This is a genomic window from Streptomyces sp. NPDC031445, assembly GCF_055581365.1.
In genome coordinates, this window is sequence record NZ_JBVIJO010000005.1 from 326360 (window position 1) to 345917 (window position 19558).

Sequence of the window (19558 nt, forward strand, 5' to 3'; positions counted from 1 at the left end):
GGGTGCGTGGGGCCGGTGGGGTCGCGTCGTGGGAGCCCGGGGATGTCCGCCGGGTGCGGGTGCGTCGTGGTCGCCCGCGCAGTTCCCCGCGCCCCTTGGGTGGGTCAGCCGCCGCTTGCCGAAGAGTGCCGGGACTACCCCTTCCGCTGGGAGCGCCAGACCAGGTAGGCCGCCGACGCGAGCGCCGCTCCCCTGACCACCCACGGCCAGGTGGCGCTCACCGCGTCGTTCATGTGGCCCTGGGCGATCGGGTCGCCCCAGCGGCCCTCGTTGCGGCCCCACAGCCACACCAGCCCCGCCGCGACCGACGTGCCCGGCAGGACCATCACCGCCCACTTGGTCTCGGCGGGGGTCAGCCGCCGGGAGCCGTAGGCGATGGCCCAGCCGAGGAGCAGCGCGAACCAGTTGCCGAGCACGGCGCCGGCGACGAGCGCGGCGGCGGCCAGCAGCAGCAGGGGGTTGGACCAGCCGGCGGACGGGAGGGGCAGGAGGAGGCGGCGGCGCTTGGCGGGCGCCGCCTCCGGCTCGGCCACGGCGGGCTCCGGCGCCGGCTCGGCCTTCTCGGCGGCAGCCGCCCGCGGGGGCTTCCTGAGCATTTCCGGGATCTCCACGCCGCCGACGAACCCCGGCACCGGGTCGGTGTCCCCCGCGGGCCCGGCGGTGCCGACGCGCCACCAGTCGGGCGGCGCCGCGGCGTCCCCCAGTTCGTGCGCGGGGGCGAGGTGCGGCGGGGCCGGTGCGTCCCGCGCGGCCGGCGGCTCCGGCTCGGCGGGGCGCGGGCGCGGCACCACCCGGCGCAGCCCCTTCGGCCGCTCCCGCCCGGCCGGCTCCGGCGCCCGCCCCCGCGAGGAGGGCTGCTCCGGTACGGCGGTGGGCGGGGGCTGCGGTAGGCCGCCGGTGCCGCCCGCCGCCGCGACCACCTCGTCCGGGCTGCCCATGCGGTCCAGGATGCGGCGGACCGCGGCGGGCGAGTCCACCGTCGACTGCGCCCGGTGCCGGTCGATCTCGTTGCGCAGCTCCGACACGAGCCGCATCCGCGTCGCCGACGGCAGCTGGCGCTGCTGGGCGATGTCTCCGACGCGGCTCAGATACTCGTAGACGACCTGGTCGCTCTCGATCCCCACGCGACCCCTCCGGGGTGACGCCGACTGATACTCCGTGAGGACCGTACCGCTTCTCGCGGATGCCGCAGGCATATGGAAGTCCGCTACCGTTGGCCGGATGAGCCCCGAGGCCCACTCAGCCCCTCGGTCCCTCGCGGAGGCGCTCCGCGCGCGGGACGACGCCTCCCTGGCCGCGCTGCTGCGCAGCCGCCCCGACCTCGTCACCCCCGTCCCCACCGACCTCACCCAGCTCGCCACCCGCGCCGGCACCCGTGCCTCGGTGCTGCGCGCCCTGGAGCGGCTGGACCGGTTCGCGCTGCAGACGGCGGAGGCGCTGGCCGTGGCCCCGGACCCGGCGTCGTACGACACGCTGCTCGGTCTGATGGCCGGGGACGCCGGCGACGAGACGGTCGCCCGCGCGCTGCCCCGGGCCGTCGCCACCCTGCGCGAGCAGGCGCTGGTGTGGGGCGGCGACGACCGGCTGCGGCTGGTGCGGACCGCCCGTGAGCTGCTCGCGCCGTCCGCGCAGCACCCGTCCCCGACCGGGCTGGGCCCGACCGTGCAGGAGGCGACCTCGGGCATGTCGCCGGGGCGGATCCAGGAGATCGTGACCACGGCCGGGCTGCCGTCGACCCATGACTCGGTGTCCGCCGTGGCCGCGCTGACCGGGCTGTTCACCCACCGCAAGAAGATGGCGAAGCTGCTCGCCGGGGCCCCGGAGGCGGCCCGCGAGGTGCTGTCCCGGCTGGTGTGGGGGCCGCCGTACGGGCAGGTCACCGCCGACCCGGCGGCGCACCTGCGCTGGCTGCTGGACCGCGGTCTGCTGCTGCCGACGGCGCCCGGCACGGTCGTGCTGCCCCGCGAGGTCGCCCTGCACCTGCGCGAGGGCCGCGCCCACCGCGCGCCCGAACCGCTGCCGCCCGCCGTGGCGCCGGCCGCGACCCACAGCCCGCAGGTGGTTGACGCGACGGCGGCCGGGCAGGCGTACACCGCGCTGGCCACGGTGGAGGAGCTGCTGAAGGACTGGGACGAGGGCGGCCCCGCGGTGCTGCGGGCGGGCGGGCTGAGCGTCCGTGACCTGAAGCGGACCGCCGTGGCGCTGGACGTGTCCGAGCCGGTCGCCGCGTTCTGGGCCGAGCTGGCCTACGCGGCCGGCCTGATCGCCTCCGACGGCGAGGCCGACGAACGGTACGCGGCCACCCCGGCCTACGACGAGTGGCGGGAGCTGCCCCCGGCCGAGCGCTGGGCCCGGCTCGCCCGGACCTGGCTGACGGCCACCCGTACGCCGGGGCTGGTCGGCGGCCGGGACGCCAAGGACCGGACGCTGTCGGCGCTCGGTCCGGGCCTCGACCGCTCCGCCGCGCCCGAGGTACGGCACCGGGTGCTGTCCCTGCTGGCCGCGCTGCCGCGGGGCGCGGCGCCGGACGCGGAGTCGGTGCTGGCCCGGCTGCGCTGGGAGCGGCCCCTGCGGGGGGCCCGGCGCGACGGTGCCCGCGACGACGACCTGCGCTCCCGGCTGGCCCGCTGGACCCTGTCGGAGGCGGAACTGCTGGGGGTGACGGGCCGGGGCGCGCTGTCGTCCCAGGGACGCGCGCTGCTGGGGGCACCGGCCGGCCCCGCCGCCCCGGACGCCGGCCCCGCCGAGCCCGCCGGCCCCGGTGACAAGCTCCCGGTGCACCACCACCGGGCCCCCGAGCGGCCCGCGCCCCTCTCCCCCGCCGAGCAGGGCGCCGCGGCCGACGCCGCTGCCCGGCTGCTCGCCCCGCTGCTGCCCGAGCCGCTGGACCACGTGCTGCTCCAGGCCGACCTGACGGCGGTGGCGCCCGGTCCGCTGCGGCGCCCGCTCGCGGACATGCTGGGGGTGCTCGCGAACGTGGAGTCCAAGGGCGGCGCGACCGTGTACCGGTTCACGCCGGCGTCCGTCCGCCGTGCCCTGGACGCCGGCCGGACCGCCGCCGACCTGCACGCCTTCCTCGCCCAGCACTCCCGCACCCCGGTCCCGCAGCCGCTCGCCTACCTGATCGACGACGTGGCCCGCCGGCACGGCCACCTGCGGGTCGGCGCGGCCTCGGCGTACGTCCGCTGCGACGACGACGCCCTGCTGAACGAGATCCTCGCCGACAAACGCGCCGCGGCCCTGAGCCTGCGCCGCCTGGCGCCGACCGTGCTGGCCGCCCCGGCCGACCCGGCAACGCTGCTGGAGGGGCTGCGCGCGATGGGGTACGCGCCCGCCGCAGAGTCCGCGGAGGGCGATGTCCTGATCACCCGGGCGCACGCCCACCGCAGCCCGCCGCGCACCGCGCCCGAGCCGGTGCCGGACGGGCCGCCGCCGCCCGACGCCACGCTGCTCTCGGCGGCGATCCGCGCGATCCGGGCCGGTGACCTGGCCGCCACCACACCGCGCAAGCCCGTCGGCGAGCCCCTGGCGGGTGGCGAGCTGCCCCGCACCTCCGCCGCCGAGACCCTGGCCACCGTGCAGGCCGCCGTCCTGACCGGCGACTCGGTGTGGATCGGCTACGTCAACGCCGAGGGCGCCGCCAGCCAGCGGGTCATCGCCCCGATCCGGGTCGAGGGCGGCTTCGTGACGGCGTACGACCACACGGCGGACGAGGTGCGGACGTTCCCCCTGCACCGGATCACCGGGGTCGCGGAGCTGGCGGACGACTGAGAGGGTGCTCGCAGTCCCCGACCGGTGTGTCCGCCGGGAGGCCGAAGTGGGCGCGGGCGGCGCTCTCCAGGACGTCGGACGGGATGGTGTCGTCCACGGCGGAACGGGCCAGGAGGCCGAAGTGGGTCCCGGTCCAGTCCTCGTTCCCGGCGCCGTCCGGCGGCGCCTCGCGCGAGAGGACCCGGTACCCGCCGTCCGCGTCCCGCTCCAGCCGCACCACCTGCGGGCCCTTCCCGCCGCCGCACTCCACCAGGCCGCCGCCGCGCACCCCGTACTCCAGGCACAGCGTGTCGACGCTCGCGCGCACCTCACCGCCGCGCTCCGCCACGTCGAGCGCCTCGGCCCGGCAGAACCAGCGCGCGTGCAGCGCGGGCACGTCCTCGCCGTAGCCGGTGCCGTGGCTGTCCGCCGCGAGCCGGGCCTCGACGACCGGCCGTATCTCCTCCCACAGCCGGGTGTCGGCGGTTCCCGGCCGCATCGCCCAGGTGCCGGTGGCCACGAGGACCACCACGGCTCCGCTGCCGACGGCCCATCTGCGTGCCGACATCCCCGAACTCCTCACCCGGCCGCGCGCCCGCGCCACCTCGTCGTGTGTCAGGACTCCCGCCGGGGCGCGGGGGTTGCGCCCGGTGTCCGGCGGCGCCGCCGATCTTGCGGCCGTGGAGCCCTGAGGCCGCATGAGGCACACTGGACGTTTGGCCGTCATGGAAAGGGTGCCGCGCGTGAATGGTCCGCTGATCGTCCAGTCCGACAAGACCCTGCTCCTGGAAGTCGACCACGAGCGGGCCGACGACTGCCGGCGTGCCATCGCGCCCTTCGCCGAGCTGGAGCGGGCACCCGAACACATCCACACCTACCGGGTCACCCCGCTCGGGCTGTGGAACGCGCGCGCCGCCGGACACGACGCGGAGCAGGTCGTGGACGCCCTGGTGCAGTACAGCCGCTACCCCGTGCCGCACGCCCTGCTCGTGGACATCGCCGAGACGATGGACCGCTACGGGCGCCTCACCCTGACCAAGCACCCCGCGCACGGGCTGGTCCTCACCACCACCGACCGGCCGGTGCTGGAGGAGGTGCTGAAGTCCAAGCGGATCGCCCCGCTGGTCGGCGCCCGGCTCGACCCGGACACCGTGGCCGTGCACCCCTCCGAGCGCGGGCAGATCAAGCAGACGCTGCTGAAGCTGGGCTGGCCGGCCGAGGACCTCGCCGGATACGTCGACGGCGAGGCGCACCCGATCGAGCTGCTGGAGGACGGCTGGACGCTGCGCCCGTACCAGAAGCAGGCCGTGGAGAACTTCTGGCACGGCGGCAGCGGAGTCGTCGTGCTGCCCTGCGGCGCCGGGAAGACGCTGGTCGGAGCCGGGTCCATGGCCCAGGCGAAGTCGACCACGCTGATCCTCGTCACCAACACCGTCTCCGCCCGGCAGTGGAAGCACGAGCTGGTGAAGCGGACCTCCCTGACCGAGGACGAGATCGGCGAGTACAGCGGGACGCGGAAGGAGATCCGGCCCGTCACCATCGCGACCTACCAGGTGCTGACGACCAAGCGGAAGGGCGTCTACCCCCACCTGGAGCTGTTCGACTCCCGGGACTGGGGCCTGGTCGTCTACGACGAGGTGCACCTGCTGCCCGCACCCGTCTTCAAGTTCACCGCCGATCTCCAGGCGCGGCGGCGGCTCGGGCTCACGGCCACCCTCGTGCGCGAGGACGGCCGCGAGTCGGACGTGTTCTCCCTCATCGGGCCCAAGCGGTTCGACGCGCCCTGGAAGGAGATCGAGGCGCAGGGCTACATCGCGCCCGCCGACTGCGTCGAGGTCCGGGTCAACCTGACCGAATCCGAGCGGCTGGCGTACGCGACGGCCGAGACGGAGGAGAAGTACCGCTTCTGCGCCACGACGGCGACCAAGCGGAAGGTCACCGAGGCGATCGTCCGCCGGTTCGCCGGGCAGCAGATCCTCGTCATCGGGCAGTACATCGACCAGCTGGACGAGCTGGGCGAGCACCTGAACGCCCCGGTGATCAAGGGCGAGACCTCCAACGCGCAGCGCGAGAAGCTCTTCGACGCGTTCCGCGAGGGCGAGATCAGCGTGCTGGTGGTGTCGAAGGTCGCCAACTTCTCCATCGACCTGCCCGAGGCCACGGTCGCCATCCAGGTGTCCGGCACCTTCGGCTCCCGGCAGGAGGAGGCCCAGCGGCTCGGCCGGGTGCTGCGCCCCAAGGCCGACGGCCACCAGGCCCACTTCTACTCGGTCGTCGCCCGCGACACCATCGACCAGGACTTCGCCGCCCACCGGCAGCGCTTCCTGGCCGAGCAGGGGTACGCCTACCGGATCGTCGACGCGGACGAGATCCTGGCCGAGAGCTGATCCGTCAGGCCGAGTGCACCTCCAGGGCGGCGCGCACGGCGGACTCCAGGGCCCCCTCGATCCACGCCGGTTTGACGGAGGTGTGGTCGCCCGCGAAGTGCAGGGGGCCCTCGGGCTCCGGGATGGACGGCAGCAGTTCGGTGTGCTGGCCGGGCAGCAGCACGGACGCCTCACCGTAGGCGTAGGGGTCGCGCAGCCAGCTCTGGGTGCGGCCCGCGCCGGTGTAGAAGACCTCGATCCGCTGGCCGTAGACCTCCTGGAGGCCGCACAGGGCGTGCGGATAGCGGGCGTCGTCGTCGAGGGAGTCCCAGCGCAGGGCGTCGTCGGCCCAGCTGTAGGAGGCCAGGACGACCCCGCCCTCGCTGCCGGGGACCGGGTGGGACGGGTGGTACATGAAGCGGTTGGCGTTGTCCGACACCGAGCCGCCGCCGATGACGTGGGCCGCCTCCGGCTGGTCCCGGCCGGCGGCGCGGTTGGCGGCGTAGTGCACGCGCTGGCCGGGGGTGATGTGTCCGCGCGGGACGGACGGGTGCGCGCCGAGCAGGCGGCCGTCGCCGGGAGTCCGCCCGGTGCGGTAGGCGTCGTAGAGGCCGGGGTCGACGCGGTTCAGCTCCCGCTTCCAGTCGGCCTCGTCGAACTCCCACCAGCGGCGGCTGAACTCCAGCAGCACCTTGGTCGCGCAGTCGTAGTGCAGTTCGGTGACCGCGCGGCGCTTGGTGTACGACATCAGCGGGCTGATCCGCACGTGCCGCAGGCCGGAGAAGGGCACGGTCACCACGGCCGCGTCCGCGGTGAACTGCTCCCGCACGACCCGGCCCCCGCGCCCCTCGGAGACGGTGTCCACCCACACGTGGGGTCCCCCCGCGTGGACGTGCCGCGTGTCGCCGGCGGCGCGGGCGGGGTCGTAGTACTCGATCCGGGTGACCCGCCGGTCGAACCGCACGGTGTCGCGGACCTTGGCCAGCAGGGCGTCCGGCAGGACGGCCGTGCCGCCCTCCAGCTCCCAGAACGCGGTGTCCGGGCTGATCAGGGAGGAGCCGATGAAGCTGTGGACGAAGGACAGGGGCAGCCGTGAGGTGAGGTTCTCGACGGTGCCGACGAGGTCGACCGTCCGCTCGTCCAGGCCCGCGTGCTCGGTCAGGAAGCGGAACATCGACCAGTCGCCGAAGCGCTGGATCACCCTGGCCCAGCCCCGCACCCGTTCGGGCAGCGGCTTGTCGACGCGCTTGCCGTCCGGGCCGACGGTGCTGAACTCGTCGCGCACCGGGTCGAGGACCGAGCGCAGGATGGCCGCGGCCGGTGTGTCCCAGTGGGCGCGCGGGACGCCGAAGGAGCGGTTGACGCGCCGGGGTGCGCGGACGTAGTCGGCGCGCCGCACCCGGATGCCGTTGACGTGGATCCAGGTGTGGGAGGCGGGGCGTCCGTCCGCGTCGACGTCGACGTAGTAGAACGGCCGCTTCTTCAGGCCCAGTTGGCCGATGAGGTCCATCACCAGCGGGTGGCTGCCGGGCAGCCGCATCGCGCCGGCCTCGGCGTACTGGTGAGGGTCGGCGAAGGGCTGCGCCGCCTTCTCGTGGCCGCCGCGGCGGAAGGTCTTGATGCGTCCGCCCGCCCGGTTGCCGTTGGCCTCCAGGACGGTCACGCGGTGCCCGGCCCGCTTCAGCAGCCAGGCCGTGACGAGGCCGGCCGGGCCCGCTCCGATGACCAGGACGCTCCTCGGCCCGCCCGCCCGCCGTCGCGGGAGGCCGTCCTTGAGCACGCGCTGGTAGCCGGGGACGAGGGGCCGGTCGCCGGAGTCCACGACAAGCAGGGCCCGTGCGGCGGCGAGGCAGCGGTCGAAGTCCGGGCCGCGCCCGCCGGAGGGGGCCGCCGGGGCGGGGGCGGGGGCGCGAGGGGGCGCCGCGGCGGGCAGGGCCGCCGCGCTGCCCGCGCCGAGGAGGGTGGCCGCGGTGGTCGTGCCGGCGGCGGCCGTGAGCGTACGCCTGGTCAGGCCGCCGTTGCCGGCGCCCGCCTGGTGGTCTTCGGTCATGGCGAACTTCTACTGGCCCGCCGGGCCGCCGCGCCCCGGGTCGCGGCGAATGGGCACGGACGGGCGAAGACCGCCGTTCAAACCGGTGCGGCAGGGGTGCGCGGGGGCACGCCGGGGTGGTCCGGCCGCACCCGATTACGGCGAAGGGATGAATCGCGCTCCGCGCCGCGCGCCGCGGGGCACCGGGTCAGGACACTGCCCCCTACAGGCCCGTGTGCGGAGGGGGAACAAGGTGGAACAGCGGCGTCCCGGGGCGGGTGCGCGAGCGCGGTACTGGTTCGACACGACCCTGGCGCGCGGCACCTCGGCCCTGGTCGGCTGGCTGGTGGCGGTCTGCCTGGCCCTCGTCGTCCCCGCGAGCGCGGTGCTGGTGTGGACGGCTCCGCACCCCCCGGCCGGCCTCTCCGGGAAACTGGCGCAGGTCTGGCGCCTGACCGGGGAGACGCTGCGGCTGGGCGGCGCCACCGGCACCCCGGTGCGGGTGCTGCTGTCGGTGCTGCTGGCCCTCGTCGCCCTGGTGTACGTCTCGACCCTCGTCGGCCTCATCACCACCGGGCTGACCGAGCGGCTCATCGCCCTGCGGCGCGGCCGCTCCACGCTGGTCGAGCACGGCCACGTGGTGGTGCTGGGCTGGTCGGAGCAGGTGTTCACGGTGGTGGGCGAACTGGTCGCGGCGGGCGCCAACCAGCGGCGCTCGGCCGTGGCCGTCCTGGCCGACCGGGACAAGACGGCCATGGAGGAGGCCCTGTACAGCAAGGTGGGGCCCACCGGCCGGACCCGGCTGGTCTGCCGCAGCGGTCCGCCGACCGATCCGGCCGTGCTGGCGCTGACCAGTCCGGCCACGGCCGACTCGGTGCTCGTGCTGCCGCCCGACGACCCGCGCGGCGACGCGGACGTGGTCAAGACCCTGCTGGCCCTGCGGGCGGCGGTGTCCGGGGACGACGCCACCGCGCCCGTCGTGGCCGCGGTCCGGGACAGCGCCTACCTGCTCGCGGCGCGCCTGGCCGCGGGAGAGCACGGCATCGTCGTGGAGAGCGACACGGTCACCGCGCGGCTCATCGCCCAGGCCGCGCGCCGCCCGGGGCTGTCCCTCGTCCACCGCGAACTCCTCGACTTCGCCGGGGACGAGTTCTACCCGGCCTCACACCCGTCGCTGGCCGGCCGCGACTTCGGTGACGTGCTGCTCTCCTACGGCAACGCGTGCCCGGTCGGGCTGGTCCGGGCCGACGGGCCCTGGCTGAACCCCCCGGCGGGGACGGTGATCGGGCCGGACGACCGGATCATCGTCATCGCCGCCGACGACGACACCGCCGAACTCGCCGACTGCACACGGTGGGTCGAGGAGTGGCTGATGGCCGCCCCCCGGCCGCGGGAGACCCGGCCGGAGCGGCTGCTGGTGCTGGGCTGGAACCGCCGGGCGCCGCTCATCCTGCGGGAGTGGGGCCGCAACGCACCGCCCGGTTCCGTCGCCGACGTGGTGACGGAGGAGGACGGGGCGAGCGTGCGGACGGCGTGCGGCACCGGCGAGGCCCACTGGAGGTGTGTGCACCGCGCGGGCGACACCACCCGGCCGGAGACGCTGTACGGCCTGGACATCGCCTCCTACGACAGCGTCATCGTGCTCGGCCGGGACCCGCGGCCCGGGGAGCCCCCGGAGGAGCCGGACAACCGCACGCTCGTCACCCTGCTCGTGCTGCGCCACCTCGAACAGCGGATCGGCCGGGAGCTGCCGGTGGTCACCGAACTCGCCGACGACGGCAACCGGCCCCTCGCACCGCTCGGCCCCGGAGCCGACGTGATCATCAGCGGCAAGCTGGTCGGGCTGCTGATGGCGCAGATCTCCCAGAACCGCCATCTGGCGGCGGTGTTCGACGAGCTGTTCTCGGCCGGCGGCACCCAGGTCCATCTGCGGCCGGCCGCCGACTACGTCCTGTCCGGCCAGGAGGCGTCGTTCGCCACGGTCGTCGCCGCGGCGCGCGGCCGGGGCGAGTGCGCCATCGGGTACCGCAGCCACGCCGACGCCGGCCGCGCCCCCGGCTACGGGCTGCGCGTCAACCCGCCCAAGGCCGAACGCCGGTGCTGGACCGCCGGTGACGAGGTCGTCGTCATCGCCGGCCAGGGCCGCGCGGGCGGCGGCGGGCGCGTTCCGCGGTGCCGCGAGGCGCGGGACGAACGCCGCGACGGTGACGGCCACGGCGACGGCCGTGCGGGAGGGGACGCCCGCGCCCGGGACACCCGCGCCGGGGACGGCACGGACCCGTCGGCGGCGTGACGCCGGACCGGTTGGCCGGCCCCTTCACCGGGGACTGGCGGCCGGGGCCGGCGCACAGCGGCCGGCCACGCTGTCGTACGACACCAGCAGCCCCAGCGCCAGCAGGGGGTACGCGGCCGCCAACGGCTGCTGCCACCAGGGCAGTTGCAGATCGCGGGCGCCCTCGTGGGGCACCAGCCACATCGTGCGGGCGGTGAAGACCAGGGCCACCAGTACGGCCGTGCGGGCGCGGCCCTCCGCCAGCAGCACGGCGAGCAGCGGCACGCACCACACCCAGTGGTGGGTCCAGCTGATCGGGCAGACCAGCAGGGCCGTGCCGGCGGTCAGCAGGATGCCGTGGCTCTCCCGGCGGGCCCGTGCGGCCAGCCCCAGGCCCACCACGGCGACCACCGCCGCCGGCAGCGCCCAGGCCAGGCCCGGCGCGGGGTCGCCCAGCGCCCGGGCGACCAGCCCGCGCAGGGACTGGTTGTCCACGATCCACGCCTTGCCCACCCGGCCGGTCTCGAACAGCCGCCGGGTCCAGAAGTCCACGCTCGCCGAGGGCAGCAGGGCGGCACCGAGCGCGACCGTCCCCGCGAAGGCCGCCCCCGCCGTCGCCGCCTCCCGCACCCGGCCGCGCACGAGCAGGTACGCCATGAACACGGCCGGGGTGAGCTTGAGCCCGGCCGCCATGCCGAGGGCCACGCCCTTGGCGCGGGCGCCGGGCGGGCGGGTCAGGTCCCACAGGACGAGGCAGGCGAGGGCCAGGTTGATCTGCCCGAACAGGAGCGTCTGGAAGACCGGTTCCAGCCACAGGGCGAGGGCCGTGGCCGCGCAGAGCGGGGCCGGGGGCAGGGGCCGGGAGGCCAGGCGGGCGGAGAGGGCGACCAGGGCGGCGAGCAGCAGCGCGTTGCCCGCGAGGAAGAGGGCCTTCAGGACCGGGAGCGGAAGCCAGACCGCGGGGACGAACAGGAGCGCCGCGAAGGGCGGATAGGTCGCCGGGAGGCGCCACTCGGTGACCGTGAAGCCGTACAGGTCGGTGCCGTGGACCACCGCCGCGCCCTCGGCCCGGTAGACGAGGAGGTCGGCCATGGGCGCGCCGCGCAGGACGCACAGGGTGACGAAGGCGGCGAGGGAGAGGGCGAGGAGGAGCAGGGCAGGGCAGGAGGGCGTCAACGTCCGTTTCCGCACGGACGCGACCCTATGCCGTCACTTGTGGTGTATGCCCGCTTCCTCGCCGTACTCGCCGAGGATGACGACGCTGAAGGCAGCCTCCAGGAACACCTTCACGGCGCGCAGGGCGTTGCCCAGCGGGTGGTGGTGGGGGCCGTCGACGGCCGTGGCGCCGGACGGGGGGCGGACGGGTGCCGGTGTGATGCTTGCTGCGCTCATGTCTCCATGGTGGAACTCCGGACCCCTCGGCCGCATCGGTCTGCGGGTGCAGACCTGGACGGCCCCGCGTAGATCTCCGGGTGGACGCCGTCCCTGGCCCTGGGACCACCCGTCCCCTAGGGGGCCCGGCCGGCGGGGGGCGGAAATGCAGTGGCCGCCACCCGGCCCTCTCACCTAAAATCTCCGCTCTTGCCCGCCTCCCCCACGGAGTGCCGTCGCCCGGCCGGAAACCGGGCGGCATCGTCGTAGCCCGCAGCAGGCCAACCGGAGGCACCCCCTTGTCCACGCCCGCCCACGACCCGCTCGACGACCCCCTCGCCCGGGAGCGCGCCCACCTCGCCGCGTCCCGTACCGCGCTGCGCGCCATGCGCGAGGACGTGGAGGCGCTCGACATCAGCGACGTCACCGCCAACTGGGTCAACGCCGCGGTGCTCTCCCGCCAGATCGACGACCGCATCAAGGCGCTGGCCGACCTCAGCGACACCCCGCTGTTCTTCGGCCGGCTCGACTACCTGCACGCCCCGGGCGCCGAGCGGGCCGAGGGCGCCGGCGGCGAGCGCTTCTACATCGGGCGGCGGCACGTCCACGACGCCGACGGCGATCCCATGGTCATCGACTGGCGCGCACCGGTCTCCCAGCCGTTCTACCGGGCGTCCAGGAAGGACCCCCTGGACGTCGGGCTGCGCCGCCGCTTCGGGTACACCGGCGGCGACCTGACCGCCTACGAGGACGAGCACCTCTCCGACCCCGCGGAGTCGTCGGGCGCCGCCACCAGCAAGCTGCTCCAGCAGGAGATCGAGCGGCCCCGCGTCGGCCCGATGCGGGACATCGTCGCCACCATCCAGCCCGAGCAGGACGAGATCGTCCGCAGCGGGCTCGGCGGCACGGTGTGCGTGCAGGGGGGCCCGGGCACCGGGAAGACCGCCGTCGGCCTGCACCGGGTCGCGTACCTGCTCTACGCCCACCGGGAGCGGCTGGCCCGCACCGGCACGCTGGTCATCGGGCCGAACCGGTCCTTCCTGCACTACATCGAGCAGGTCCTGCCGGCGCTCGGCGAGTTGAGCGTGCGGCAGGCGACCGTGGACAACCTGGTCGCGCAGGCGGAGGTGCGCGGCACGGACGACGCCGCCGCCGCGATCGTCAAGGGCGACGCCCGGATGGCCGAGGTCCTCCGGCGCGCGCTGTACTCCCACGTGACCATGCCCGGCGAGCCGGTGGTGGTCGTGCGCGGCTCGCGGCGCTGGCGGGTACCGGCGTACGAACTGGAGGAGATCGTCCGGGAGTTGCTGGACCGGGACATCCGCTACGGCGCGGCCCGCGAGGCCCTGCCGCAGCGTATCGCGCACGCGGTGCTGGTGCAGATGGAGCGGGCCGGGGAGGCCCCGGACGACCGGGTGCAGGACGCGGTCGCCCGCAACAGCGCGGTGAAGGCGGCCGTGAAGGCGGTCTGGCCGGCCGTCGACCCGGCCAAGCTGGTGCTGCGGCTGCTGACCGACGCGGAGTTCCTCGCCGAGCACGCGGACGGGATCCTGGACGAGGACGAGCAGAAGACGATCCTGTGGGCCAAGGCGGTGCGCAGCGTGAAGGCGGCCACGTGGTCGCCGGCGGACGCCGTGCTGATCGACGAGGCGGCCGATCTGATCCAGCGCACGCACTCGCTCGGCCATGTCGTCCTGGACGAGGCGCAGGACCTCTCGCCCATGCAGTACCGGGCGGTCGGTCGCCGCTGCACCACCGGCAGCGCAACCGTGCTGGGCGACCTCGCGCAGGGGACGACCCCGTGGGCGACCCGGAGCTGGGCGGAGGCACTGGCCCACCTCGGCAAGCCGGAGGGTGCCGTCGAGGAGCTGACGGCCGGTTTCCGCGTGCCGACGGACGTCATCGCGTACGCCTCCCGGCTGCTGCCGCACATCGCGCCCGGCCTCACCCCGGTCGCCTCCGTCCGGGAGAACCCCGGGTTCTTCGAGGTGCGTACGGCCACGGGGGCGGGCGACGTCGTCGCCGCGTGCACCGAGCTGCTGCGCAACGAGGGCTCGACCGGCCTGATCGCCGCCGACGCCCGCGTCCCGGCGCTCGCCGAGGCCCTGACGGCGGCCGGCATCCCGTACCTGGCCCCCGGTGAGGAGACCACCCGCGAGACCCGGCTGACCCTGGTCCCCGCCTCGCTCGCCAAGGGCCTGGAGTACGACTACGTGGTCCTCGACGAGCCGCAGGCCGTGGTGGACGGCGAGCCGGACGAACGCACGGGCCTGCGGCGCCTGTACGTGGCGCTGACCCGCGCGGTGTCGGGCCTGATCGTGACGCACACGGCCCCTCTGCCGCCGCAGCTCACCGAGTAGGCACCGGGGACGAGGGCGCCCGCCCCCGATCCCCCGTCCGGCGAAACCGGGCCCCGCGCGCGAGACGGCGCCGCCGTCCAGCGCCGTACGCCACCCGGCGACCGCGGCCGGCGAGACCGCGCCGCGCGTGAACACCACTGGGCGAGCGACCGCCCCGAGCGCACCCCGCGCGCGACCGGACAGCCCCGCCGTCGAACGCCGGACGCCACTGGGCGGACCGGCAGCCGCCGAAACCGGGCCGCGCGCATCCGTCCAGCGCCGTGCGCCACCGGGCGACCGGCGTCGCCGGAACCGGGTCGCGCGCCGACAGCCGTGTCACCGCCCCAGGGCATCCGCCACTGGGCGAGCGACCGCCCCGAGCGCACCCCGCGCGCGACCGGACAGCCCCGCCGTCGAACGCCGGACGCCACTGGGCGGACCGCAGCTACCGAAGCCGGGGCTCGCGTCGCCTTCCGCGCCGCGCGCCACCCGGCGACCGCAACCGCAACCGCGGGACCGCGCCGCGTGCGGCTAGGCGGGCTCGCCGTCCAGCGTCGTGCGCCACTGGGCGACCGCGGTTGCCGAGACCGGGCCCTGCCAGCCGTCGGGGCGGGCCGCGCCGCCGATGTGGAACGCGGTGATCCCGCCCGCGCGCAGCCGCGCGACATGGTCGAGGCGCAGTCCGCCGCCGACCATGATCTGCTGCTCGTACCCGGGCTCGCCGTCGTGTGCCGCTTCGGCGAGCAGCGTGGGCAGGCCGTCGTCCACGCCCGCGGCGGAGCCGGCGGTGAGGTAGGTGTCCAGACCCGGCAGGTCGGCGAGCTGCTTGCGCAGGGCGTCCCGGTCGGCGGCCCGGTCGATCGCCCGGTGGAAGGTCCAGCGGCAGCCGCCGAGTGCGTCGACGACCCGCTCCACCGCGCCCAGGTCCACGCCGCCGTCCGTGCCGAGGAACCCGAGCACGAACTGGTCGGCGCCGGCCTGCCGCAGCGCGTCGGCGACGCCGATCAGCCGGTCCAGGTCGCCGGCCGCGAAGCCGTCCGCGAGGCGGAGCATCACGCGCAGGTCGATGTCGACGGCGGCGCGGATCGCGGCGACGGTGGCGGGCGCGGGGGTGAGCCCGTCGGCCGCCATCTCGGTGACCAGCTCCAGTCGGTCCGCGCCTCCGGCCTGGGCGGCGACCGCGTCCTCGACGTCGAGGGCGATCACCTCCAGGACTGCACGCTTGCTCATGGCACCCCATTCGTCGGCGCTACAGGTCTAGTCCAATCCGGTCCAAGACTACGCCTGCCGGGGGACGCCCTTCACCCGAAGATGTTCAGCTCCTCCTCCCGGGCCCCCACCAGCTCGTAGGACGCCCCGTTCAGCGGCCGTCCCGCGTACAGCCGTACGAGCGTGGCCGCGTCGCCGATGTACCGGGCGGGCGGACCGCCGGCGGCCGGCGCGCCGAGCCGCAGCGGTTCGTCGAGGTCGTCCAGGTCGGCGTGGAGCGGCACGTGCTCCTTCTGCCGGGTGAGCCGCGCCAGCAGCGTCAGCGCGTGGGGCAGCCCGGCCCCGGCGTACGCCCCCGGCGCCCCCAGCACCTCCCGCACGTCCCCGGCGTGCACCCACTCACCGAGCGCGATCGCGTCCAGCGAACCGTCCGACCCGGCGATCACCGGTCCGGCCTGCGTCATCCCGCGCTCCAGCTCGTCCACGACCCGCGCGTTCGTCCAGCCCGCCCGCTCGGCGATGTCCCGCTCGTTCGACTCCGGCGAGAACACGCCCGCCTCGAGCCGGTTCTCCACCACCCGCGTCAGCACGGCGGAACAGTGCGCCAGCACGTCCCGCACCGACCAGCCGGGACACCCGGCCGACGGCAGCGCGAAGTCGGCGTCGGGCCGCGACCGCAGCAGCGGTACGAGGGCGTCGCGCTCGGTGGCCAGCAACCGCCCGGGGAGCTCGGGATCGCGTACTTCCTGCGTCTCAGTCATGGGAAGCACGCTAGGGCCTGGCCGGCAGCCGACAGAATGGGGACATGGCCGACCTTGACGCCCTGCGCCTCCGTTTCGCCCGCGCCCTGGAAGCAGCCCGCTCCCCCGGCGGCGGCCCCGACCCCGCCCCCTACGCCGACAACCTGCTCGCCCGCTGGCAGGAGCCGCAGCGCCGCTACCACACGGTGGCCCACCTCACCGCCGTGCTCGACCACGTCGACATGCTGGAGGAGTACGCGGCCGACCCGGACGCGGTCCGCCTCGCCGCCTGGTTCCACGACGCCGTCTACCTCCCCGAACGCTCCGAGAACGAGGAGCGGTCCGCGCGGCTGGCCGAGCGCGCCCTCCCGGAGGCCGGCGTGCCGGAGGCGAGGACGGCCGAGGTGGCCCGGCTGGTCCGGCTCACCGTCAGCCACGACCCGGCCGACGACGACCGCGACGGGCAGGTGCTGTGCGACGCCGACCTCGCGATCCTGGCCGCGCCCCCGTCGGCGTACGCCGTCTACACCGCCGAGGTCCGCGAGGAGTACCACTTCGTACCGGGCGACGCCTTCCGCGCCGGCCGCTCGGCGGTCCTGCGTCAGCTCCTCGCCCTGCCCCGGCTGTACCGCACCCCGTACGGGCGGGAGCACTGGGAGGCCACCGCCCGCTACAACCTCACGTCCGAGCTGGAAATGCTGTCGACCTGAGGACACCACCGCCGTACTGTGCGCGCATGCGGACGATGAGCGGGGATCAGGTGGAGGAGGCCGTCGCGAGCTGCGCGGCGGTCCTGCGCACGGCGCTCGACCGGGACTGGGACGCGGTCGCCGCGGCCGGTCTGGACTGGAGCTGCCGCACCACGGCCTTCCACATCGCCGAGGACTTCGCCGTGTACGCCAGCCGCCTCGCCGCCCGCGCCCAGGACCGCCTCCCGCTGCGCATCACCCTCCCCGAGGGCACCGACAACGCCGGCCTGCTCCAGGTGATCGAGGCCACCGGCGCCCTGCTGGCCGCCGCCGTCCGCACCACCCCGCCCGGCGTCCGCGCCTTCCACCCCGCCCGCTTCGGCAGCGCCGACGGCGAGGGCTACGCCGCGATGGGCGTCGCCGAGGCCCTGCTGCACACCCACGACATCGCCCGGGGCCTCGGCCTGCCCTACGAACCGCCCGCCGGACTCGCCGAATCCGTTCTGACCCGGCTCTTCCCGCACGTCCAGCCCGGCCCCGCGCCCTGGCCGACGCTGCTGTGGGCGACCGGCCGCGGCGAGCTGCCCGGCCGCGCCCCGGTCACCGACTGGACCTGGTACAACAACCTCGTCCTGCCGGCCGGACGCGTCACCCTCACCGGCATCCGCCCGGCCGCCGCCCGCGATCTGGCCCTCGGCGGCGACGGCGGCTTCGACTGGCTGGACGACGGCCCGTACGAGGGCACCCGGGAGGCCTGCTCCTATCTGACGAAGGCGTACGAAGCCGGCGTGCACCGCCCGGAGTTCGGCGTCTTCGCCCTGGTGCGGGCCGAGGACGGCCGGGCGGTGGGCGGCATGGGCTTCCACGGCGCGCCGGACGACGAGCGCCGGGTGGAGATCGGCTACGACCTGGTCGGCAGCGCCCGCGGCCACGGCTACGCGACCGAGGCGCTGCGCGCGCTGACCGAGTGGGCGCTGGCCCGGGACGACGTCGACTCGGTCATCGCCACGATCGAACCGGCCAACCTGCCGTCCCAACGGGTGGTCACCCGGGCGGGCTTCACCCGCGCGACCGTGGAGGAGGAGCGTACGGCCCACGACGAGGACGACACCGAGGCCGGGCTGCGGCTCTACGTCCGCCGGGCGTGACGCCCCTTGCGCCTGCGCAGACCGGCCGAGTGCAGCAGGCGGACCACCTCGCGACTGCTGACCTGCACCGCGCCCGCCGCCACCGCGTCCGCGTAGCGGTGGGACGGGACGTCGTAGTGGTCGCTGTCGAAGGCCCGGCGGGGCATGCCCAGGCCCTCGGCGAACAGGTGGAGTTCGTCGTACGACACATCGCTGACCAGGTGCGACCACATGCGCCCGTGGCCGGGCCAGGTCGGCGGGTCGATGTAGAGGGTCACCGGCGCCTCAGGAGGACGTCGTCCCGCGCAGGGCCGGCCCCAGCGAGCCCACCGGCGCGACCTTCACGCCGGCCTTGTGGCACACCCAGTGCGGATCGGGGCCCAGTTCCGGCTCCACGTCCAGCGCGTGCGGGTCGCCCGAGCCGCAGGCCGGGCACAGCGGCCAGCGGCCGTACCGCTCCAGCAGCGCGTCCTGCACGTCCTGGGCGACCAGCCCGGCCACGAAGGCGGCGCCGTCCGGCCACTGCTCGACCCACCAGCGCCGCTGGGCGATGGAGTCCTCCACCAGGGAGACGACGTCGGCCTCCGCGACGTCTCCCGCGACGAGATCCGCGAGCACGAGGGCGCGGGCCGCGTGCAGTGACTGCTCCAGGGGGCTGATGGGGTCCATGCCCCCATTGTGCGCACTCTTGACCAGGACACCGAACCGAAAATATCTTTCAGGAGTGACCCAGGACGTGAAGGAAATTTTCGGCAGTCCGGGCGGATCGCTCGCCGCCAAGGTGCGCACGCTCGCCCCGTCCATGACCCGGTCCATGCAGCGCGTCGCCGAGGCCGTCGCCGGTGACCCGGCCGGCTGCGCCGCCCTCACGGTCACGGGCCTCGCCGAACTCACCGGCACCAGCGAGGCGACGGTCGTCCGCACCGCCCGGCTGCTCGGCTATCCGGGCTACCGCGACCTGCGCCTCGCCCTCGCCGGCCTCGCCGCCCAGCAGCAGTCCGGGCGCGCGCCCGCGATCACGACGGACATCGCGGTGGACGACCCCATCGCCGACGTCGTCACCAAACTCGCCTACGAGGAGCAGCAGACCCTCGCCGACACCGCCGCCGGACTCGACACCGTCCAGCTCGGCGCGGCCGTCACGGCGCTGGCCGGCGCCCGGCGCACCGACGTGTACGGCATAGGGGCGTCCGGGCTGGTCGCCCAGGACCTCACCCAGAAGCTGCTGCGGATAGGGCTCATAGCCCACGCGCACAGCGACCCGCACCTCGCGGTGACCAACGCGGTGCAGCTCCGTTCGGGTGACGTGGCCCTCGCGATCACGCACTCCGGGTCCACCGGGGACGTCATCGAACCGCTCCGGGTGGCCTTCGAGCGGGGGGCGACGACGGTGGCCATCACCGGGCGGCCGGACTCGCCGGTCACGCAGTACGCCGACCTCGTGCTGACGACGTCGACGTCACGGGAGACGGAGCTGCGGCCCGCCGCGATGTCCTCCCGGACGAGCCAGCTGTTGGTCGTGGACTGTCTGTTCGTGGGGGTGGCGCAGCGGACGTACGAGACGGCGGCGCCCGCGCTGGCCGCCTCCTACGAGGCGTTGGCGCACCGGCACCGGAGCGGTTCGCGCTAGGGGGTAGGAAGGAACCGCACCAGGTTCACCCCCCTC

At 75.4% G+C, this 19558-nt stretch carries 16 protein-coding genes; 7 read left to right on the forward strand and 9 right to left on the reverse strand.

The window, feature by feature from the left end; translation table 11 throughout:
• Positions 1 to 134 precede the first annotated feature (134 nt).
• Complete coding sequence (locus tag ACZ5DC_RS16600) at positions 135 to 1124, reverse strand: hypothetical protein (protein WP_468653299.1); 990 nt, start codon at positions 1122 to 1124, stop codon at positions 135 to 137.
• Positions 1125 to 1221: 97 nt separating this feature from the next.
• Here ACZ5DC_RS16600 and ACZ5DC_RS16605 point away from each other — a divergent pair, with 97 nt between their 5' ends.
• The gene (locus ACZ5DC_RS16605) at positions 1222 to 3771 is read left to right on the forward strand and encodes a helicase-associated domain-containing protein (protein WP_468653301.1); all 2550 of its coding nucleotides are present in this window, start codon (positions 1222 to 1224) and stop codon (positions 3769 to 3771) included.
• Here the strand turns inward: ACZ5DC_RS16605 and ACZ5DC_RS16610 are convergent.
• Entirely contained in the window at positions 3740 to 4318 is a 579-nt protein-coding gene (locus ACZ5DC_RS16610) for a hypothetical protein (protein ID WP_468653303.1), read from the reverse strand. The two genes, ACZ5DC_RS16605 and ACZ5DC_RS16610, sit on opposite strands and share 32 nt — an antisense overlap.
• A 175-nt stretch (positions 4319 to 4493) precedes the next feature.
• On the opposite strand from ACZ5DC_RS16610, the gene ACZ5DC_RS16615 reads away from it, so the two are divergent.
• Positions 4494 to 6137 carry a DNA repair helicase XPB gene (locus ACZ5DC_RS16615; RefSeq protein ID WP_468653305.1) on the forward strand — a complete coding sequence of 548 codons (1644 nt, stop codon included), beginning with the start codon at positions 4494 to 4496 and terminating at the stop codon, positions 6135 to 6137.
• 4 nt (positions 6138 to 6141) lie between these two features.
• On the opposite strand, the gene ACZ5DC_RS16620 is transcribed toward ACZ5DC_RS16615, so the two are convergent.
• The gene (locus tag ACZ5DC_RS16620) at positions 6142 to 8166 is read right to left on the reverse strand and encodes a flavin monoamine oxidase family protein (RefSeq protein WP_468653307.1); all 2025 of its coding nucleotides are present in this window, start codon (positions 8164 to 8166) and stop codon (positions 6142 to 6144) included.
• Between the two features lie 232 nt (positions 8167 to 8398).
• Between ACZ5DC_RS16620 and ACZ5DC_RS16625 the strand changes: the two genes are divergently transcribed.
• On the forward strand, positions 8399 to 10438 hold the full coding sequence (locus tag ACZ5DC_RS16625; RefSeq protein ID WP_468653309.1) for a CASTOR/POLLUX-related putative ion channel: 2040 nt from the start codon (positions 8399 to 8401) through the stop codon (positions 10436 to 10438).
• A 24-nt stretch (positions 10439 to 10462) separates the two neighbouring features.
• Here ACZ5DC_RS16625 and ACZ5DC_RS16630 read toward each other — a convergent pair whose 3' ends face one another.
• Both ACZ5DC_RS16630 and ACZ5DC_RS16635 read right to left on the reverse strand, forming a co-directional pair.
• Positions 10463 to 11608 (reverse strand): glycosyltransferase 87 family protein, encoded by a 1146-nt coding sequence (locus ACZ5DC_RS16630; RefSeq protein WP_468653311.1) that lies wholly within the window; start codon positions 11606 to 11608, stop codon positions 10463 to 10465.
• An 18-nt stretch (positions 11609 to 11626) separates the two neighbouring features.
• A complete protein-coding gene (locus tag ACZ5DC_RS16635) occupies positions 11627 to 11809 on the reverse strand; it encodes a hypothetical protein (protein WP_171155187.1) in 183 nt (60 codons plus the stop codon).
• Between the two features lie 278 nt (positions 11810 to 12087).
• Between ACZ5DC_RS16635 and ACZ5DC_RS16640 the strand changes: the two genes are divergently transcribed.
• Positions 12088 to 14148, forward strand: a complete 2061-nt coding sequence (locus tag ACZ5DC_RS16640) for a HelD family protein (RefSeq protein WP_468653314.1) — start codon at positions 12088 to 12090, stop codon at positions 14146 to 14148.
• Positions 14149 to 14658: 510 nt separating this feature from the next.
• Here the strand turns inward: ACZ5DC_RS16640 and ACZ5DC_RS16645 are convergent.
• A complete protein-coding gene (locus ACZ5DC_RS16645; RefSeq protein WP_468653316.1) occupies positions 14659 to 15357 on the reverse strand; it encodes a copper homeostasis protein CutC in 699 nt (232 codons plus the stop codon).
• A 71-nt stretch (positions 15358 to 15428) separates the two neighbouring features.
• Positions 15429 to 16097 (reverse strand): maleylpyruvate isomerase family mycothiol-dependent enzyme, encoded by a 669-nt coding sequence (locus tag ACZ5DC_RS16650; protein ID WP_468653318.1) that lies wholly within the window; start codon positions 16095 to 16097, stop codon positions 15429 to 15431.
• 44 nt (positions 16098 to 16141) lie between these two features.
• Between ACZ5DC_RS16650 and ACZ5DC_RS16655 the strand changes: the two genes are divergently transcribed.
• Both ACZ5DC_RS16655 and ACZ5DC_RS16660 read left to right on the forward strand, forming a co-directional pair.
• Positions 16142 to 16786 carry an HD domain-containing protein gene (locus tag ACZ5DC_RS16655; RefSeq protein ID WP_468653320.1) on the forward strand — a complete coding sequence of 215 codons (645 nt, stop codon included), beginning with the start codon at positions 16142 to 16144 and terminating at the stop codon, positions 16784 to 16786.
• A gap of 35 nt (positions 16787 to 16821) precedes the next feature.
• Positions 16822 to 17913, forward strand: coding sequence for a GNAT family N-acetyltransferase (locus ACZ5DC_RS16660; RefSeq protein WP_468653552.1), 1092 nt, complete (start codon positions 16822 to 16824; stop codon positions 17911 to 17913).
• Here ACZ5DC_RS16660 and ACZ5DC_RS16665 read toward each other — a convergent pair.
• Together ACZ5DC_RS16665 and ACZ5DC_RS16670 are read right to left on the reverse strand one after the other, a co-directional pair.
• On the reverse strand, positions 17895 to 18170 hold the full coding sequence (locus ACZ5DC_RS16665; protein ID WP_468653323.1) for a DUF4031 domain-containing protein: 276 nt from the start codon (positions 18168 to 18170) through the stop codon (positions 17895 to 17897). The genes ACZ5DC_RS16660 and ACZ5DC_RS16665 overlap by 19 nt on opposite strands.
• Positions 18171 to 18177: 7 nt before the next feature.
• The gene (locus tag ACZ5DC_RS16670) at positions 18178 to 18561 is read right to left on the reverse strand and encodes a hypothetical protein (RefSeq protein WP_468653325.1); all 384 of its coding nucleotides are present in this window, start codon (positions 18559 to 18561) and stop codon (positions 18178 to 18180) included.
• Positions 18562 to 18616: 55 nt separating this feature from the next.
• On the opposite strand from ACZ5DC_RS16670, the gene ACZ5DC_RS16675 reads away from it, so the two are divergent.
• Positions 18617 to 19522 carry a MurR/RpiR family transcriptional regulator gene (locus tag ACZ5DC_RS16675; RefSeq protein WP_468653327.1) on the forward strand — a complete coding sequence of 302 codons (906 nt, stop codon included), beginning with the start codon at positions 18617 to 18619 and terminating at the stop codon, positions 19520 to 19522.
• Positions 19523 to 19558 lie beyond the last annotated feature (36 nt).

Excerpts from the sequence above, each read along its gene's own strand:
- ACZ5DC_RS16605 (WP_468653301.1), top strand. The coding sequence starts at position 1,222 with ATGAGCCCCGAGGCCCACTCAGCCCCTCGGTCCCTCGCGGAGGCGCTC.
- ACZ5DC_RS16610 (WP_468653303.1), bottom strand. The coding sequence starts at position 4,318 with ATGTCGGCACGCAGATGGGCCGTCGGCAGCGGAGCCGTGGTGGTCCTC.
- ACZ5DC_RS16620 (WP_468653307.1), bottom strand. The coding sequence starts at position 8,166 with ATGACCGAAGACCACCAGGCGGGCGCCGGCAACGGCGGCCTGACCAGG.
- ACZ5DC_RS16635 (WP_171155187.1), bottom strand. The coding sequence starts at position 11,809 with ATGAGCGCAGCAAGCATCACACCGGCACCCGTCCGCCCCCCGTCCGGC.
- ACZ5DC_RS16645 (WP_468653316.1), bottom strand. The coding sequence starts at position 15,357 with ATGAGCAAGCGTGCAGTCCTGGAGGTGATCGCCCTCGACGTCGAGGAC.
- ACZ5DC_RS16650 (WP_468653318.1), bottom strand. The coding sequence starts at position 16,097 with ATGACTGAGACGCAGGAAGTACGCGATCCCGAGCTCCCCGGGCGGTTG.
- ACZ5DC_RS16655 (WP_468653320.1), top strand. The coding sequence starts at position 16,142 with ATGGCCGACCTTGACGCCCTGCGCCTCCGTTTCGCCCGCGCCCTGGAA.
- ACZ5DC_RS16660 (WP_468653552.1), top strand. The coding sequence starts at position 16,822 with ATGAGCGGGGATCAGGTGGAGGAGGCCGTCGCGAGCTGCGCGGCGGTC.
- ACZ5DC_RS16670 (WP_468653325.1), bottom strand. The coding sequence starts at position 18,561 with ATGGACCCCATCAGCCCCCTGGAGCAGTCACTGCACGCGGCCCGCGCC.